The sequence below is a fragment of the Mammaliicoccus sp. P-M59 genome, assembly GCF_022386135.1.
GTDB classification, from domain to species: domain Bacteria; phylum Bacillota; class Bacilli; order Staphylococcales; family Staphylococcaceae; genus Mammaliicoccus; species Mammaliicoccus sciuri_A.
In genome coordinates, this window is record NZ_JAJNJJ010000001.1 from 783,875 (window position 1) to 799,292 (window position 15,418).

At 32.5% G+C, this 15,418-nt stretch carries 17 protein-coding genes; 2 read left to right on the forward strand and 15 right to left on the reverse strand.

Annotated elements, in window-relative coordinates:
• Nucleotides 1-405 precede the first annotated feature (405 nt).
• The gene (locus LQ617_RS03790) at nucleotides 406-1,227 is read right to left on the reverse strand and encodes an inositol monophosphatase family protein (RefSeq protein ID WP_025905163.1); all 822 of its coding nucleotides are present in this window, start codon (nucleotides 1,225-1,227) and stop codon (nucleotides 406-408) included.
• A 104-nt stretch (nucleotides 1,228-1,331) separates the two neighbouring features.
• Here LQ617_RS03790 and LQ617_RS03795 point away from each other — a divergent pair, with 104 nt between their 5' ends.
• A complete protein-coding gene (locus LQ617_RS03795; RefSeq protein ID WP_037587436.1) occupies nucleotides 1,332-1,943 on the forward strand; it encodes a YktB family protein in 612 nt (203 codons plus the stop codon).
• Nucleotides 1,944-2,003: 60 nt separating this feature from the next.
• Here the strand turns inward: LQ617_RS03795 and LQ617_RS03800 are convergent, their stop codons facing one another.
• The 13 genes from LQ617_RS03800 to LQ617_RS03860 all read right to left on the reverse strand — a co-directional run bounded on the left by LQ617_RS03800 (nucleotide 2,004) and on the right by LQ617_RS03860 (nucleotide 14,051).
• Nucleotides 2,004-2,522 carry a DUF4064 domain-containing protein gene (locus LQ617_RS03800; protein ID WP_051575370.1) on the reverse strand — a complete coding sequence of 173 codons (519 nt, stop codon included), beginning with the start codon at nucleotides 2,520-2,522 and terminating at the stop codon, nucleotides 2,004-2,006.
• A gap of 47 nt (nucleotides 2,523-2,569) precedes the next feature.
• Entirely contained in the window at nucleotides 2,570-3,562 is a 993-nt protein-coding gene (locus LQ617_RS03805; protein ID WP_206167179.1) for a DUF4064 domain-containing protein, read from the reverse strand.
• A gap of 78 nt (nucleotides 3,563-3,640) precedes the next feature.
• Entirely contained in the window at nucleotides 3,641-4,714 is a 1,074-nt protein-coding gene (locus LQ617_RS03810; RefSeq protein WP_239739584.1) for an ABC transporter substrate-binding protein, read from the reverse strand.
• The gene (locus LQ617_RS03815; protein WP_037587432.1) at nucleotides 4,711-5,523 is read right to left on the reverse strand and encodes an ABC transporter permease; all 813 of its coding nucleotides are present in this window, start codon (nucleotides 5,521-5,523) and stop codon (nucleotides 4,711-4,713) included. The genes LQ617_RS03810 and LQ617_RS03815 overlap by 4 nt, the downstream gene beginning before the upstream one ends.
• Nucleotide 5,524: 1 nt before the next feature.
• Nucleotides 5,525-6,328: an ABC transporter permease gene (locus LQ617_RS03820; protein ID WP_206180282.1), complete on the reverse strand. Its 804-nt coding sequence runs from the start codon at nucleotides 6,326-6,328 to the stop codon at nucleotides 5,525-5,527.
• Nucleotides 6,321-7,418, reverse strand: a complete 1,098-nt coding sequence (locus LQ617_RS03825) for an ABC transporter ATP-binding protein (protein ID WP_025905170.1) — start codon at nucleotides 7,416-7,418, stop codon at nucleotides 6,321-6,323. The genes LQ617_RS03820 and LQ617_RS03825 overlap by 8 nt, the downstream gene beginning before the upstream one ends.
• 10 nt (nucleotides 7,419-7,428) lie before the next feature.
• Entirely contained in the window at nucleotides 7,429-7,971 is a 543-nt protein-coding gene (locus LQ617_RS03830) for a helix-turn-helix domain-containing protein (RefSeq protein WP_025905171.1), read from the reverse strand.
• A 114-nt stretch (nucleotides 7,972-8,085) separates the two neighbouring features.
• Nucleotides 8,086-8,358, reverse strand: a complete 273-nt coding sequence (locus LQ617_RS03835) for a UPF0223 family protein (protein ID WP_107577685.1) — start codon at nucleotides 8,356-8,358, stop codon at nucleotides 8,086-8,088.
• A 64-nt stretch (nucleotides 8,359-8,422) separates the two neighbouring features.
• Nucleotides 8,423-9,829, reverse strand: a complete 1,407-nt coding sequence (gene lpdA / locus LQ617_RS03840) for a dihydrolipoyl dehydrogenase (RefSeq protein ID WP_025905173.1) — start codon at nucleotides 9,827-9,829, stop codon at nucleotides 8,423-8,425.
• A gap of 2 nt (nucleotides 9,830-9,831) precedes the next feature.
• Entirely contained in the window at nucleotides 9,832-11,118 is a 1,287-nt protein-coding gene (locus LQ617_RS03845) for a dihydrolipoamide acetyltransferase family protein (RefSeq protein WP_037587422.1), read from the reverse strand.
• 42 nt (nucleotides 11,119-11,160) lie between these two features.
• Nucleotides 11,161-12,138 (reverse strand): alpha-ketoacid dehydrogenase subunit beta, encoded by a 978-nt coding sequence (locus LQ617_RS03850; RefSeq protein WP_025905175.1) that lies wholly within the window; start codon nucleotides 12,136-12,138, stop codon nucleotides 11,161-11,163.
• Between the two features lie 3 nt (nucleotides 12,139-12,141).
• Nucleotides 12,142-13,254 carry a pyruvate dehydrogenase (acetyl-transferring) E1 component subunit alpha gene (pdhA, locus tag LQ617_RS03855; RefSeq protein ID WP_025905176.1) on the reverse strand — a complete coding sequence of 371 codons (1,113 nt, stop codon included), beginning with the start codon at nucleotides 13,252-13,254 and terminating at the stop codon, nucleotides 12,142-12,144.
• A gap of 164 nt (nucleotides 13,255-13,418) precedes the next feature.
• Nucleotides 13,419-14,051: a YkyA family protein gene (locus LQ617_RS03860; protein WP_239739589.1), complete on the reverse strand. Its 633-nt coding sequence runs from the start codon at nucleotides 14,049-14,051 to the stop codon at nucleotides 13,419-13,421.
• Nucleotides 14,052-14,172: 121 nt separating this feature from the next.
• Here LQ617_RS03860 and def point away from each other — a divergent pair, with 121 nt between their 5' ends.
• On the forward strand, nucleotides 14,173-14,727 hold the full coding sequence (gene def, locus LQ617_RS03865) for a peptide deformylase (RefSeq protein ID WP_025905178.1): 555 nt from the start codon (nucleotides 14,173-14,175) through the stop codon (nucleotides 14,725-14,727).
• Nucleotides 14,728-15,143: 416 nt separating this feature from the next.
• On the opposite strand, the gene LQ617_RS03870 is transcribed toward def, so the two are convergent.
• On the reverse strand, nucleotides 15,144-15,416 hold the full coding sequence (locus LQ617_RS03870; RefSeq protein WP_025905179.1) for a hypothetical protein: 273 nt from the start codon (nucleotides 15,414-15,416) through the stop codon (nucleotides 15,144-15,146).
• Nucleotides 15,417-15,418: the final 2 nt, after the last annotated feature.

Genomic DNA, 15,418 nt, shown 5'->3' on the forward strand with positions numbered 1-15,418 from the left:
GATCTCGCTAAGATTTTGATTTCATTATTCCGAATTGTGGTAATTAGAACTCTGTAACTTCCATTATTTCGAATTCTGGTAGTTAGAATGCTGTAACTTCCATTATTTCGAATTCTGGTAATTAGAATGCTGTAACTTCCATTATTTCGAATTCTGGTAATTAGATGGGCACTCCTTAGAGACATTTCTCAGAATTCTGTCCCTAACAACACTTCTTACGGACACTTCTCAGAATTCTGTCCCTAACAACGCCTCTTACGGACATTTCTCAGAATTCTGTCCCTAACAACCTCTCTTACGGACATTTCTCGGAATTATGTCCCTAACAGCACCTCTTATGGACATTTCTCGGAATTCTGTCCCTATAAAAAAGAGGCTTAAACAATAATTGTTTAAGCCCACTTCCTATTTTCCTTTAAATCTTTCTGTATGAATTTGTTCTAACATTGTCTTATATGGTAAGAAGTATTCATTCAATAGTTCTTGGTGAATTTTTTTATTACCTATTAGTATTGAATTGGCTTCTAATATATTTAAGTGTTCTCCTAATTGGTTTGTTACAACTGCGCCTACTTCTTCTGCAATTATTAAGCCTCCTGCAAAGTCCCATGGATGTAATCGCATTGTTAAATATGCACTTGTATTACCTTTTGCAACGTTTGCAAAGTCTAATGCTGCTGATCCGTATGCTCTTGTGCTTCTTGCTTGATCAACAATCGGCATATATATTTTAGCTAATTTTTCTTTTGTTAACCATAATGGATTTGTTGAAATTAAACTGGTCTTCAAATCAGTATCTTCTAATGGTTTAAGTTGTTCATTATTTAACCATGCCCCTTTACCAGCTATGGCATGATACATTTTATCGTTCATGACATCATATACAAATCCTGCATATTTTTCACCATCAATAAAAATACCGATTGAAATGGCAAAATTTTCTTGTTGATGTACAAAGTTTAGCGTGCCATCTATTGGGTCAACAATCCATAAGACGCCCTCTGTATTATCAATATCCGTGCCGTGACCCTCTTCTCCTAAAATACGATGTTCTGGATATGTAGATTTAATTTGATTAAATAATCTTTCTTCTGTTTCTTTATCTATATTTGTCACTAAATCATTAGGATTTGACTTTGTTTCTATTTGAATATCGTCATCTATTGAATCACGAATAATTTGACCCGCTTCTTGTATTATTTGATAAGCAAATTTGTATATTTCCATGACAAAACCTCCTATGTTATTTTTATATTAGCATTGTTCTTTATATATTCAAAAAAATTTATGATAAAATATTGTTAAGTACCACAGTTATAAGGAGGACAACTATGACTAAGTATACGTTTAAACAAAAAGATTTTAAAGTTTTTAGTGTTGAAGGTTTAGAAAATAGGATGCAAGCACTAGACGAACAAGTAAGACCACAATTACATGCTTTAGGTGAAAGATATACAAAATATTTAACTGAACAAACTGGAGATACATTCCATTACCATGTTGCAAAACATGCGAGAAGAACTGTTAATCCCCCTAAAGATACTTGGGTAGCATTTGCGACTAATCAACGAGGATATAAAATGTTACCACATTTTCAAATTGGTTTATTTGAATCACAATTATTTATAATGTTTGGTGTTATGCATGAAAATAAAAATAAAGGTCAAATGGCTGACTTTTTAAATAAAAACTTTAACTTATTAGAAGACTTACCTAGTGATTATTCATTATGTTTTGATCATTATAATATTGATAAGTCTCCTATTGATTCATTATCTACAGAAGATTTGAAACATCATATTAAGAGACTTAAAGATATTAAAAAAGCTGAGTTCTTCGTAGCACGTACTTTAGATCCTAAGTCTGATGTATTAAAAACAGATAAATCATTTACTGCATTTTTAGATGAAACATTTGATGAATTAATTAAATTTTATAGTTAATACTTAAAACAACAGCCCTTCAGTTCGATACTGAGGGGCTGTTGTTTTATTATATATTGATTAATAAATATATGGATCGTCATCTTTTTTCTTTTTATCTTCTGAATTAAACTGATTTTGTTGATGATTGTTACCATCTAAATGATTATGGTCATTTTGGAAATTCACATCTTCAAATTGATGATTTTTATCTTTTCTCACTAATAACATAATACCTGCAATAATTAATACAAGGAATGAAATAACGTTAAAGATGAGTATTGAAACAAGACCACCAAGTATAGCTGATATACCAGATAAAATTCTTTGTTTTTTTACAAATACTAATGCCACTATTGCTAATACAATACTGATGATGAGAATAACAAGCGCATAATTCGTAAAGCTACTCATAATAGTTGATAATTGATCCGAAGATATTTCATTTTGCAAATCTGGATTATTTTGCACTTGTCGCTCAAATTCCATTTTAAATTCAGCAGTATTTGAAAAAGATTTAGTTATAAATGCCAATACAATTCCAATTAATGAGAATACGGCACCAACAACGAGTAATATATATTCTGTTGTTCTTTTCATGTAAACCCTCCTAAAATTTGTCAATTACTATTATCTCAATCTGAATTTTATTTATCAAGTTTATTATCGTTTTTTTCTATATTTTGTTCATCTTTATTTTTTTCTTCGAAATATTTTTTCTGTTGTTGCATTCTTTTTTCGTAATTCTTTCTTCTTTCAATTGTTGCATTAGGTTTTACTTTTTTAGGTTTCTTTTCTTTTTTCAGTTTACCAGGTTGAACTTGATACTCATCTGATTGTGTTGTTTCATAATTGTATGGATCTTCATGTCTTTGACCAATATCCTCTTGTTGATCAATATCGGACTGATTTGCATCATCTAAGTCTTCAACATTTGTTTCTTGTTGTTGATTTCTTTGTTTTTTATTTTGATGCTTTTTACTACGAGAAAGTACTTCCTCACTATGCGTCGTTTCAGTTTGTTCTACTTGGTCAACTTGTGCTGAACGTTCTTTCTCTTGTAATGGTTCTTCTACATGTTCTTCTCGATATTGCTGTTTAGGTTCAACTTGCTGACGTTCTCTTGGCTGTGGTTGAATATTTTCACGTTGATTTTCATAATAAGGTTGTTGTGGTGCCATACCTTGAACTGGTAATATTTTATCTTTTCTTACGAATAATAAAATACATACAATAAAGAAGAATAATGGTACAAGCACAATAAATAATGGAATTGTAATAATTGCTAAAAGTAAAAATACAAAAGCAGAAAATATTCTCCATCTCATTAAAACTAAACCAATAAATGAAAATATTAAAACAATAATCAAGTAAATTATAAATAACCAAATACCATTTTGAATATTGAGTGCTACTTCACTAGCAGACATTAATTGTCCATTAGTCGTAATATTAATATTTAGTCTATTAATTAACGTTTCTAGCCTAGTTATATTTTCTGGATTATTTAATACGACAAGTGCAGCAAATAAAGATAAAGCTGTTATGCCCAATAATATAATCCAAGCAAACCAGCCGAGAAATTTTTCTACACCTCTACCAACTGGCTGTCTCACATGTTCTACATATGAATTCATCATGTTTACCTCCTAATAATGAATTGGTTTTAATTATAACAAAAAAAGGGCTTTGTTTCTCACAAAGACCCTTTATAATGACTAATTAAGCGACATTTTAAATTCTAAAAAGGCTTCATTATACGCTGCTATATTTTCTTTTCCTAAATCTTCATAAACTTCAAGTTTATTTCTTACTGAAGAATCAGGATAGAAACGCTCATCTTCTCTAACACTCTTATCTAAAAGATTATAAGAAGCTTTGTTAGGTGTTGCATATCCAACCCATTCTGCATTTTGCTTTCCATTCTTCTCTTCTAATAAGAAGTTAATAAATTTATGTGCGCCATCAACATTCTGTGCTGTCTTAGGTATAACGATATTATCAAACCATAAGTTTGATCCTTCTTTAGGTACTACGAAATCCAATTTATCATTTTCAGTCATGATATCAGCTGCCATACCACTCCATACAACGGCTACATCCGATTCATTCTGAACCATCATTGTATTAATTTCATCACCTACAACACCTCTAACATTAGGTGATAACTTAATTAATTTATCTTGTGCTTTTTTCAGTTTTTGTTTATTCGTTTCATTTAAACTTTCATTCATACTATTTAATGCAAATCCTATACCTTCTCTTGATCCATCAACGATTAATACATCATCTTTAAGGCGTTTATCCCATAGACTATTCCATGTATTAAAGTTGATCCCTTTCGTTGTTTCTGGATTATACAAAATGCCTACTGTTCCCCAAAAATAAGGTACGGAATATTTATTCCCTGGATCAAATGGTAAATTCATAAAATCTTTATCAATATTTTTTAAATTCGGTATTTTTTTATGATCAATCGGTATTAATAACTTTTCTTTTTTCATTTTTTCAACAGTATACTCACTCGGCACTGCAACATCATATGCTGTACCACCGTTTTTAATTTTAGCCATCATCGCTTCATTTGAATCAAACGTTTCGTATACAACTTTAATACCTGTTTGTTTTTCAAATTTTTTCGTCAAATCTGGGTCAATATATTCTCCCCAGTTATATACATAAATAACATTCTTTTTCCCTTTAGAAGGAGGCGGATCAATTAATTTAGTAGATAACATTAACAATGCACCTACAACAATTGAGATGCCGACTAACTGCATTAATTGTTTCATCTTATAATGCCCCCTCTTTTTTCAAGTCTTTTTTGTTGGCTTCTTTTTATGAAATAATATCCTAAAATCAGTATCATAACTAACGCAAATAGTAATGTAGAAATCGCATTGATTTCCATCGTAATACCTTTTCTAGCCATTGAATATACTTCAACAGATAATACGCTAAAGCCACTACCTGTCACAAAAAAGCTCACTGTAAAGTCATCTAATGAGTACGTAAGTGCCATAAAGAATCCACCAATTGCACCAGGTAGAATATGAGGAATCACAACTTTAATAAGTGTTTGCCATGAAGTTGCACCTAAATCTTTAGCAGCATCAATCATAGAAGTATTCATATCATATAGTTTAGGAAGTACTAAAAGCACGACTATTGGTACACAAAATGCAATATGAGATATTAATACCGACCAGAAACCAAGCCCCATTCCTGTATAGTGACCAATAACAGTAAATAACAGTAAAAATGAAGATCCGATTACAACATCAGAACTTACCATTAAGATATTATTCAATGTTAGTAATCCGACTTTTAATTTTTTATTTCTTAAGTAGTAAATACCTATAGCGCCACATATTCCGATTAAAGTAGAAATACTCGCGGCCAACAATGCAATCGCAATGGTATTCACGATAATCACTAACAATCGTTTATTTTGAAACACTGATGTGTAATGATCAAATGTAAAGCCTTTAAAGTGCGTCATATTACCTGCACCGTTAAATGAATAAAATATTAAGAAAAAGATAGGCAAGTATAGAAATATAAGTATGATTGTAAAATAAATTTTTCCTGTTAATTTCATACTATACCTCCTTATTCTCTGATTTAGATTTCGTAATAATGAGTATAAGTGCCATAGCTAATATTAAGAACACAGCTATCGTAGAACCCATACCATAATTTTGTGTAACTAAAAACTGTTCTTGAATTGCTGTACCTAAGTTAACAACTTTATTACCTGCGATTAAACGTGTAATCATAAATAATGATAATGCTGGTATAAATGTAATTTGGATACCCGTTTTCACACCTTCTAATGTTAAAGGCACGATTACATTTTTAAATGTTGTAAAACTATTTGCACCTAAATCTCTTGATGCTTGCAACAAATTCTCTGGTATTTCATCCATAGAATTAAAGATTGGTAACAGCATAAATGGAATATAAATATAAACCGAAACGATGATAAACGCTGTACTTGTAAATAATAATTCTGTTGATGGTACATGAAATACACTTAAGATTTTATTTAATAAACCATCATGACTAAGAATACCAATAAAAGCATACGTTTTAAGTAATAAGTTAATCCAAGTTGGTAATATAACAAGTAATAATAATATATCTTTATGTTTAGCATTTCTAAGTGTTAACGCTAAAGGATAACTGATTAGTAAACAAAAGAAAGTAATAATTAATGCATACCAAGCTGAACTTAAAGTCATCTCTAAATAACTACTTGTAAAAAAGTTTTTGTAATTTTCGAATGAAAAGTGTCCATGAATATCAAGTAATGATGCATAGAAAATCATAGCAATCGGTACGATAATAAATAATACTATCCATATCATGTAAGGTACGAGTAATAATGATTTTATTTTATGCATGTTCCTCATCCTCATAGCTTTCGATTCGACGATCAAATTCTTCTTCAGTTTCACCTGGCAACATAATATGAATCGCTTCTGAATCAAAATCAAGTCCTACTGTTTCACCGATTGTTGCTTTTTTCGTCGTTTGAATGATCCATTCATTTCCTTGCGCATCATAACAACAAATTTCATAATGAACACCTCTAAATAATTGAGAGTCAACTACTGCAGAGATACGACCTTCATTCTCTGATTTAATCGTGATATCTTCTGGACGAATCACGACGTCAACTTTAGCATCTTTCTCAAATCCAGCATCTACACATTCATATGGAATACCGTACATTTCAACAACATAGTCACGTTTCATAACACCTGTAACGATATTAGACTCACCAATGAAATCTGCTACGAATTTATTAACAGGTTCGTCATATATGTCAACGGGTGTACCACTTTGTTGAATTTTACCGTCTTTCATAACAAATATGTAATCACTCATTGCTAATGCTTCTTCTTGGTCATGTGTAACAAATATAAACGTAATACCTAATCGTTGTTGCAATTCACGTAGTTCATATTGCATTTCCGTTCTTAACTTTAAGTCTAAAGCTGATAATGGTTCATCAAGCAAGATAATTTCAGGTTCATTCGCAATTGCTCTAGCAATCGCAACACGTTGCTTTTGACCACCACTCATTTCAGTGATTTTACGTTGTTCATATCCTTCAAGTTTCACTAATTTTAATGCTTCTTTTACTTTAGTTTGAATATCTTTTTTATTTAACTTTTTTATTTTTAGTCCAAATGCTACATTATCGTATACATTTAAATGAGGAAATAATGCGTAATCTTGGAACACAGTATTAACTTTCCTATTATTTGCTGGCACTTTATTAATAATTTTATTATTAAACAAAATATTACCTTTAGTTGGTGTTTCAAATCCTGCTATCAATTTTAAAATAGTTGTTTTACCACAACCTGATGGACCTAATAATGTATAAAATTTACCTTCTTCAATTTCAAAACTGACATCATCTAATACTTGCGTGTTGTTAAAGTTCTTTGAAATGCCTTCGAACTTTATGATTGGTTGTTTCATGCCTTACCTCCTATAAATACGATTCTGTAGCTACAATCAATACCTCAGCATCTTTGCTAGATTGATTTAAAAATTGATGCGTTTCATGCGCTTTAAAATAAAAACATTCTCCACTTTTAGCAGTATATGTTTGATTCCCTATATTCAAAGTTATGAATCCTTTTTTTACATATGCAAATGTTTCAGAATTTGATGGGCTAAATGCTTTATATTTAGATCCACTTTTCAAAGTGATAATTACAGGTTCCATTTCAAATTCATTTGAATCTGGAACGAGCCATTTTATTTTGTAACCTAAATCATATTCATCATATATTGTGTGTTCTTGTTCAGGATAATGTATACGAGCTTGATACAATTTCTCATTAAAAAACTCACTCGGTTCAACCCCTAATACATCTAAAATATTCAAAAAAGTTTCCATAGATGGTGAAGATAAATTTCTTTCTAATTGAGAAATATAACCTTTAGATAAATCTGTACGCTCTCCAAGTTCTTCTTGTGTTAGGTTCTTTTGATACCTTAAATTTTTAAGTTTTTCTCCTATATTCATAAATCCCCCAAGAAAGTGTAATGTTTACTTTTACTAAACATTAAGTTTAGTACCTTTAATAAAATAACAGAAATCATTTTATAGTTCAACACTTTTTTGGGGGATTTTATAATATTATTTAACTGAAATCGTTGTCGCTTCTTTATTCTCTTTTAAAGCTTTTACTACTTTATAGCCATCATAACCACTTTCTTCTTTGAAAGCTTTATAAAAATTATTCTCATCAGATTTACCAGGAATAATTTTTTTGAAATTTTTATATGCTTGGTCTAATTGTTCTCTATTTGCTTCACTTTCATATGCATCTTCTATAAGGTTATAAAATGCCATCACTTCGAGAATCTCTTCTTGCGTCCAATCCACATCTATTGGATAACTATACTCCATGTTTTCTACTCCTTTACAAAAAAAGGCTGGGACATAAATATGTCTCAGCCTTATATTTTTATGATTACATTGTATGGATAGGTGTTCCTAATGCTACTTCTGCAGCTTCCATAGAAATTTCACCTAATGTTGGGTGAGCATGAATTGTTAATGATACGTCTTCAGCAGTCATACCTGTTTCAATTGCTAAACCTAATTCAGCAATGATATCTGAAGCGCCTGTACCAGCAACTTGTGCACCAATTAGAAGACCATTTTCTTTTAAAGCGATAAGTTTAACGAAACCAGCAGTTTCATTTAATGCTAATGCACGACCATTTGCAGCAAATGGGAACTTAGCAGCTTTAATTTCTAATCCTTCTTCTTTAGCGCTAGCTTCTGTGTAACCTACTGTAGCTAATTCTGGCTCAGTGAAACATACTGCAGGAATACCTAGGTAATCTACAGCTGATTTTTCACCAGCAATTGCTTCAGCAGCAACTTTAGCTTCGTAACTTGCTTTGTGAGCAAGTGGAGGTCCAGCAACGATATCACCGATTGCATAGATATTGCTAATTGAAGTACGGCTTTGTTCGTCAACTTCAACTAAACCACGATCTGACATTTTTAGACCTAATTCTTCAAGACCTAATTCATCAGTATTTGGTCGACGTCCTACTGTAACTAATACATAGTCAGCATCGATTTCTTTTGTTTCTCCGCCAGCTTCGTAAGTAACTTTAACGCCGTTATCAGTTTCTTCAGCTGATTTAGCCATCGCTTCTGTTACGATTTCTACACCTTTAGCTTTAAGACCTTTTTTAACGATTTGAGTCATTTGCTTTTCAAATCCGCCTAAAATATCTTTAGCACCTTCAAGGATTGTTACTTCAGAACCAAAGTTAGCATATGCAGTACCTAGCTCAGATCCAATGTATCCGCCACCTACTACTACTAATTTTTTAGGTACTTCTTGAAGTGATAATGCACCTGTAGAATCGATTACACGTTTACCAAATTTGAAATTAGGAATTTCGATTGGACGTGAACCAGTTGCGATAATAGCATTTTTGAAAGTATAAGTTTGAGATGCTTTTTCAGTCATAACTTTTAAGTTATTTTCATCTACAAAATATGCTTCTCCGTTAACAACATCGATTTTGTTACCTTTCATTAATCCAGCTACGCCGCCTGTTAATTTTTTAACTACGCCATTTTTGAATTCTTGAACTTTTTCGAAGTTTAATGCTACTTTCTCAGCTACAACACCCATATCTTCTGAATGTTGAGCGTTGTGGAAACGGTGTGATGCTGATAATAAAGCTTTAGATGGGATACAACCAACGTTTAAACATACGCCACCTAATTCGCCTTTTTCAACGATTGTTACTTTTTGTCCTAATTGTGCTGCACGAATTGCTGCAACATATCCACCAGGACCTGCTCCAATTACAATAGTATCTGTTTCAATAGGAAAATCTCCAACTACCATTTTTACCCCTCCATTAATAATAATTCTGGATTATTTAATAATCTCTTAATATGGTTCATTGCATTTTGTCCAGTAGCACCATCAATTTGTCTGTGGTCGAAACTTAATGATAGTGATAATACAGGTGCAGCAATAATTTCTCCATCTTTAACGATAGGTTTTTGAGCAATACGACCGATACCTAAAATAGCTACTTCAGGATGGTTGATTACTGGTGTAAACCATTGTCCACCTGCTGAACCGATATTACTTATCGTACATGTTGCGCCTTTCATTTCGTTAGCTTGTAGTTTACCGTCACGTGCTTTAACAGCTAATTCGTTAATTTCATCAGAAATTTCGAACATTGATTTGTGATCAGCATTTTTAACTACTGGTACTAATAAACCACGATCAGTATCCGCAGCTATACCTATATTATAGTAATGTTTATGAACAATTTCACCATTTTCTTCATCAAATTCAGTATTTAATGCTGGGTATTTCTTAAGTGCAGATACTAATGCTTTAACAACATATGGTAAGAATGTTAATTTAGTACCTTGCTCAGCAGCAACTTCTTTGAATTTTTTACGGTGATCCCATAATTCTTGAACATCAATTTCATCCATTAATGTTACGTGAGGTGCAGTATGCTTAGAGTTAACCATTGCTTTAGCAATTGCTTTACGCATAGCTGGTATTTTCTCACGAGTTTCAGGGAATTCTCCTTCTGGTACTTGTGGAGATTGTACTGTTTGTGTATCTTCAGATGAAGTTTGAGCTTCTTCTTTAGCTGGTTGCTCTGTAGTAGCGCCACCATTTAAGTAAGCTTCAACGTCTTCTTTTAAGATACGGCCATTTTTACCTGAACCTGAAACAGCTTTAATATTTACATCGTTATCACGAGCAAATTTACGAACTGAAGGCATAGCAATTACACGTTTAGACTCATCAACATTTTCTGATTGAGTTGCAGTAGTTGCTTCTTCTTTTGCTTCTTCAGCTGGTGCTTCTTCTTTAGTTTCTTCTTCATCGTCGTCATGACCTTTGAATTGTAAACCTTCTGCATCAGGTGCATCAATTTTAACAATTGTATCACCAACAACAGATACTGTACCTTCTTCAACCATAACTTCTTCAATTTTACCTGCAACAGGTGATGGAATTTCAACGACAGATTTATCATTTTGAACTTCACATAATACATCGTCTTCTTGAATTTCGTCTCCTGCTTTAACAAACCATTTTACAATTTCACCTTCGTGGATACCTTCACCGATATCTGGTAATTTAAATTCGAATGACACGATTTTTTCCTCCTAAATATTAAATCCGTATTTTAATGCGCATTAAAACTCTAATGTTTCTTTAGCTTGCGCTACGATATCTTTTTTGTTTGGTAACCAAACACCTTCAGCTTGTGTGAATGGATAAATAGTGTCAGCAGCTGCCACACGTGCAATAGGAGCTTCTAATGAAAGAACAGCTCTTTCAGAGATTTCAGCTACAACATTTGCGCCAACGCCTGCTTGTTTTTGAGCTTCTTGAACTACGATTACACGGTTTGTTTTTTCTACTGATTTAACAATTGTTTCAATGTCTAATGGTTGAACAGTGATTAAGTCAATAACTTCAACTGAATAACCATCTTTTTCTAAATCTTCTGCTGCTTTTAATGATTCTTGAACCATTGCACCATAAGTGATGATTGTTAAATCTGTACCTTCACGTTTAACTTTAGCTTTACCGATTTCTACTTCGTACTCTTCTTCAGGTACTTCTTCACGGAATGAACGGTATAACTTCATGTGTTCTAAATAAACAACTGGGTCATTACTGCGGATTGCAGAAATTAATAATCCTTTAGCATCGTAAGGGTTTGAAGGAATAACAACTTTCAAACCTGGAGATTGAGCTACTAAACCTTCTAAGTTGTCTGCGTGTAATTCTGGTGTATGCACACCACCACCAAATGGCGCACGGATTGTGATTGGAGCCACTTTAGAGTTACCTGAACGGAAACGGTGACGAGCTATTTGACCAGCAATTGAGTCCATAACTTCAAATACGAAACCAAAGAATTGGATTTCCATGACAGGACGGTAACCTTCAAGCGTTAAACCTAAAGCTAGACCACCAATACCTGATTCAGCTAGAGGTGTATCAAATACACGATCTTCACCGAATTCTTTTTGTAAACCTTCTGTTGCACGGAATACACCGCCGTTTACACCAACGTCTTCACCGAATAATAGAACATCTTCGTCTCTTTTTAATTCGTTTTGAAGCGCATTGTTAATCGCTTGAATCATTGTCATTTGTGCCATGACTTATTTCGACTCCTTCTCTTTGTAAATTTCATATTGTTCAGCTAAATTGTAAGGCATTTCTTCATACATATTTTCCATTAAGTCTGTAACTTTTTGTTTAGGCGTATTATCTGCCTCTTTAATAGCTGTTTTAATTTCTTCTTTAGCTTTTTCCATTACTTCGTTTTCTTTTTCTTCAGACCATAAGTTTTTCGCTTCAAGATATTTTCTGAAACGTACTAATGGATCTTTCTTTTCCCAATCAGAATCTTCATCAGAAGTTCTGTAACGAGTTGGATCGTCACCAGCCATTGTATGTGGACCGTAACGGTAAGTTAATGTTTCGATTAATGATGGACCTTCACCATTTACTGCACGTTCACGCGCTTGTTTGGTTACTGCATATACTGCTAATGCATCCATTCCATCTACTAATACACCTGGAATACCAACTGCTACTGATTTTTGAGCTAAAGTTTTAGCAGCTGTTTGTTTGTCACGAGGTGTTGAAATCGCATAGTTGTTATTTTGGATTACGAAAATTGCAGGTGCTTTGTAAGCAGAAGCAAAGTTGATACCTTCATAGAAGTCACCTTGTGAAGAACCGCCATCACCAGTGTAAGTAATTGCAACATTTTTCTTACCACGTTTTTTAAGACCTAGTGCTACACCAGCTGTTTGGATAAACTGTGCACCGATAATAATTTGTGGACTTAAAGCATTAACACCTTCTGGGAATTGGTTTCCAATAAAGTGTCCACGTGAGAATAAGAAAGCTTTTGTTAATGGTAAACCATGCCAAATTAATTGTGGCACATCACGGTAACCAGGTAATACATAGTCTTCTTTCTCTAACGCATAATGTGAAGCTAATTGTGAAGCTTCTTGTCCAGCTGTTGGTGCATAGAAACCTAAACGTCCTTGTCTATTTAATGAAATAGAACGTTGATCTAGAACACGAGTCCAAACCATTCTTTCCATTAATTCAACAAGTTCTTCGTCAGATAAGTCCGGTAACAAGTCACTATTTACGACATTTCCTTCTTCATCTAAAACTTGAACCATTTCAAACTTAGACTCTATTTCATTTAAAGTCGCTACTGCATCGAATTGGGCTTTTTTTCTCGGAGCCATTCAATTCACCATACCTTTCCCTATATTAAATAATCATTTCTTAATCATTCTAACACAAAACTGTTTTACTGTTAAATAAAAAATACTAACATCTTGAAAACCCCACAAATCAAAGGTTTTTATGTAACTGTACTAAAACATAATATTAGCTGTACTAATACAAATTATTTTTCTAAAATAGCTGAAACATCTTTCTTTTCTTGTTGGACTTTTCTTAAAGTGTTTTGATAATCTGTTACAACTTTTTCAGTCTTTTTATTAACTTCAGTCAACTTAGAAGAACGATCATTTGCACCTTTTTGCGTTGCATTGTCTTTTGATAGATAACTAAATAAATCTTTTTCAGTTTTTAATACTTCTTGATAAGCATTCATTACATCATTATGTAGCTTATACTTTTCATCTAGAGCGTTCTTTAAATCTTTAGCTTCTTTTAATTGTTCTTCATCTTCTATATTTTTATAATCTTTTTTAGATGATTCATAAATGTCCTTAGATTTCTTCATTGCAGCTTTTTCATCTTTTACAATTTCTTCCCTATCTTTAACGCCGTCCGTTAATTCTTTCGCTTTTGCTTTAAAATCATCATTTTTAGCTTTATTTAATGCTTCGATTTTTTTAACTTTATCTTTTTCTGCCTTAGTCATTTTCTCATTTAAATCAACTATAACTTTTTCTTCTTTATTTGCTTTTTCAACTTTGTTATAAAAAGATTCAAGTGATTCTTTAGATTGACCACACGCTGTTAAAATTATTGAAGTCGCTAATGTTAATGTTACAAATTTCTTGCCAATCATTGGTAATTCCTCCTTTTAATCCTATCAATATGTTACTCTGTTTTTTTTATTTATACAATTAATAATAGATGTAAAAATGACCAGTTTTTGATAATATTTTATATGAGGAAGGTGCATGTAAATGATAACGATGGAAAATATTATTCGTGACGGCCACGAAACACTTAGAAAGAAAGCCGAAGAAGTAGAATTACCAGTATCGACTGAAGATAAAGAAACATTAAATGAAATGATGGAATTCCTAAAGAACTCTCAAGATGAAGATCTTGCTAAAAAATACAAATTACGTTCTGGCGTAGGACTAGCCGCTCCACAAATCAATGTTTCTAAAAAAATGTTAGCTGTATATATACAAGATGACGGAAAAGGAAACCAAATCGAACTTCAACTTATCAATCCTAAAATCGTAAGCCACAGTGTACAAAAAGCATATTTAAATGGCGGAGAAGGATGCTTAAGTGTAGACGAAGCTAAACCAGGACTCGTTCATCGTAATTATAAAATAACAATTCAAGCATACGATATAGAAGGAAATCCATTTAAGAAAAGATTCAAAGGATATCCAGCAATCGTATTGCAACACGAAATCGATCATTTAAATGGCATCATGTTCTATGACTATATTAATGAAGAAGATCCATTCAAACCACTCGATGATGCAGTAGAAATTAATTAATAAGTAAGATGATAAAAGAGCGAATACCATTCAGTCGGTATTCGCTCTTTTTAATGTCATTATTCCGAATTGTGGTAATTAGAATGCTGTAACTATCATTATTCTGAATTCTGGTAATTAGAACGCTGTAACTTCCACTATTCTGAATTCTGGTAATTAGAACGCTGTAACTTCCACTATTCTGAATTCTGGTAATTAGATATGCCCCATCTTATGGACATTTCTCGGAATTCTGTCCCTAACAACGCCCCTTACGGACACTTCTCGGAATTCTGTCCCTAACAACATTTCTTACGGACACTTCTCGGAATTCTGTCCCTAACTACCACACCACTATAACTTCTCTCCTATCAAAAAACAGTAATCTCAATCTTCCAATTGTAGATTACTGTTTTTCTGTTTCATAATTTTGTTCATTACATAAATTCATCTCTTCGTTCGATGAAATGAATGTTTTTTTCTTTTAATGCTTTTTGAATAGCGGTTAATTCATCCAAACTTAACCATTCTGGATCTTTATTATGTCGAATGTAATGTGGATCTTGTTTAACGTTATTAATCATTTCATCATAGTTATAGATCATCACAACTTCATTTTTTCGAATATTAAATTCTATTCCTTTAAATTGTTTGTCAGATCTGTTTTTTTCTGCATCGATTGTTTTGATGATGCGTTCGACCTTATCCATAA

Excerpts from the sequence above, each read along its gene's own strand:
- lpdA (WP_025905173.1), bottom strand. The coding sequence starts at position 9,829 with ATGGTAGTTGGAGATTTTCCTATTGAAACAGATACTATTGTAATTGGA.
- LQ617_RS03830 (WP_025905171.1), bottom strand. The coding sequence starts at position 7,971 with ATGAATATAGGAGAAAAACTTAAAAATTTAAGGTATCAAAAGAACCTA.
- def (WP_025905178.1), top strand. The coding sequence starts at position 14,173 with ATGATAACGATGGAAAATATTATTCGTGACGGCCACGAAACACTTAGA.
- LQ617_RS03825 (WP_025905170.1), bottom strand. The coding sequence starts at position 7,418 with ATGAAACAACCAATCATAAAGTTCGAAGGCATTTCAAAGAACTTTAAC.
- LQ617_RS03815 (WP_037587432.1), bottom strand. The coding sequence starts at position 5,523 with ATGAAATTAACAGGAAAAATTTATTTTACAATCATACTTATATTTCTA.
- LQ617_RS03870 (WP_025905179.1), bottom strand. The coding sequence starts at position 15,416 with ATGGATAAGGTCGAACGCATCATCAAAACAATCGATGCAGAAAAAAAC.
- LQ617_RS03795 (WP_037587436.1), top strand. The coding sequence starts at position 1,332 with ATGACTAAGTATACGTTTAAACAAAAAGATTTTAAAGTTTTTAGTGTT.
- pdhA (WP_025905176.1), bottom strand. The coding sequence starts at position 13,254 with ATGGCTCCGAGAAAAAAAGCCCAATTCGATGCAGTAGCGACTTTAAAT.
- LQ617_RS03790 (WP_025905163.1), bottom strand. The coding sequence starts at position 1,227 with ATGGAAATATACAAATTTGCTTATCAAATAATACAAGAAGCGGGTCAA.
- LQ617_RS03850 (WP_025905175.1), bottom strand. The coding sequence starts at position 12,138 with ATGGCACAAATGACAATGATTCAAGCGATTAACAATGCGCTTCAAAAC.
- LQ617_RS03800 (WP_051575370.1), bottom strand. The coding sequence starts at position 2,522 with ATGAAAAGAACAACAGAATATATATTACTCGTTGTTGGTGCCGTATTC.
- LQ617_RS03805 (WP_206167179.1), bottom strand. The coding sequence starts at position 3,562 with ATGATGAATTCATATGTAGAACATGTGAGACAGCCAGTTGGTAGAGGT.
- LQ617_RS03835 (WP_107577685.1), bottom strand. The coding sequence starts at position 8,358 with ATGGAGTATAGTTATCCAATAGATGTGGATTGGACGCAAGAAGAGATT.
- LQ617_RS03860 (WP_239739589.1), bottom strand. The coding sequence starts at position 14,051 with ATGATTGGCAAGAAATTTGTAACATTAACATTAGCGACTTCAATAATT.
- LQ617_RS03820 (WP_206180282.1), bottom strand. The coding sequence starts at position 6,328 with ATGCATAAAATAAAATCATTATTACTCGTACCTTACATGATATGGATA.
- LQ617_RS03810 (WP_239739584.1), bottom strand. The coding sequence starts at position 4,714 with ATGAAACAATTAATGCAGTTAGTCGGCATCTCAATTGTTGTAGGTGCA.